Source organism: Brevibacterium sp. S22 (assembly GCF_004745485.1).
Classification (GTDB): Bacteria; Actinomycetota; Actinomycetes; order Actinomycetales; family Brevibacteriaceae; genus Brevibacterium.
In genome coordinates this window covers 1-1,255 of record NZ_RHFG01000066.1, presented here as the reverse complement: position 1 = coordinate 1,255, position 1,255 = coordinate 1, and the positions used below count along the sequence as shown (strand labels likewise).

1 protein-coding gene is annotated in these 1,255 nt (G+C 61.1%); it reads left to right on the top strand.

The window, feature by feature from the left end; all coding sequences use genetic code 11:
• Positions 1–113 precede the first annotated feature (113 nt).
• Positions 114–545 (top strand): transposase, encoded by a 432-nt coding sequence (locus EB835_RS20165; protein ID WP_240688890.1) that lies wholly within the window; start codon positions 114–116, stop codon positions 543–545.
• Positions 546–1,255: the final 710 nt, after the last annotated feature.

The following is a 1,255-nucleotide window of genomic DNA, read 5'->3' as shown; positions in this document are numbered from 1 at the left end:
CATATCACCGACGTCGCCGACAAGCCCGGTTGGGTCGATTGACACCAGTAGAGTACGAAGCAATCATAGAGCCAGCTGCACTCGCAGCATGACACTCACGCTGTCACCCTTCTTTGCATCAGTCCCGGTGTCTGCGCGGTATCGGTAGCCTGACCGGGTTCGGCCTGGCCGTCGAGATCGGAGACTGGACGCGGTTCACCGGTCGCACGATCGGCTCCTACGTCGGCCTGGTCCCCACGGAATACTCCTCGGGTGCCTCGCGGTCCCAGGGCGGAGTGACGAAGACCGGCAACGGGCATGTACGCCGGTTGTTGATCGAAGCCGCCTGGCACCACCGCCGCCGATACCGGAAGTCAAAGGCTTTGCAGGCCCGATTCGACCGGGCACCGGCGGCAGCGCGGGCACGTGGAGACGAGGGCAACCGCAGGCTGCATCAGCGGTGGTCGAGGTTCCTTGCCCGAGAGAAGAACTCGAACACCGCGAATGCCGCGATTGCCAGGGAGATGGCGGGATGGTGCTGGTCTTTGGCGGTGATGGATATGTGAGAAGCTCGGTGTGATTCTTGGCCGCCACGTGACTGTTGGAGGCAGCGCGTGGAGTGACCCGCGACGAGGCTATGAGTAACCAGCTCGAGGGACCCTATCGGGCTGGCCACGCTCGTTACTAGACCCGCGGTACCGCTCCTGCCGAAACACCGTCCTGCGGTACCCAACCCGCGTATATGAGATTGACCGCGCGTCGATAATTGACACGCACTCCAACAGTCTCGCGGTGGCCAAGCCACGGAATTCTCTGCGCCCACATCGGTGCAGGGGATTCTTCCCTGCCTGCTTGACGAATCAACCTACATATGAGCCTCGCCATTGATTGACGTAGGCAAACGTACGCTCGACGACGTTGAGGTTCTGATACTCAGCGGCATCGATTGCCGGCGGTTGCCCACCTATGCTCCCGCGCATATTTCCCGTCGTGATCTGGCCATTCTTCTCCGGGAACAATGCCCGAATGTCACGTGAAAGCAAGTCCTGGCGGCTCTTTTTGGACTCATAAGCGCGATCGGCCAAAACGGCGTCCGGACGGTGCGAGCACGACCATCACGGTCGCAAGTCAGCCCACGTCGACTAGATTGACCAGTGTGTGGCTTCCCCGGCGATCAGAGTCCCCGACACCGGCATATTCCTGAGTTGCTCGGCGTCGCAGTCACGCGGATCGAGGTCCGTAACTACGATATCGGCGACGTCTCCCACCGATACAG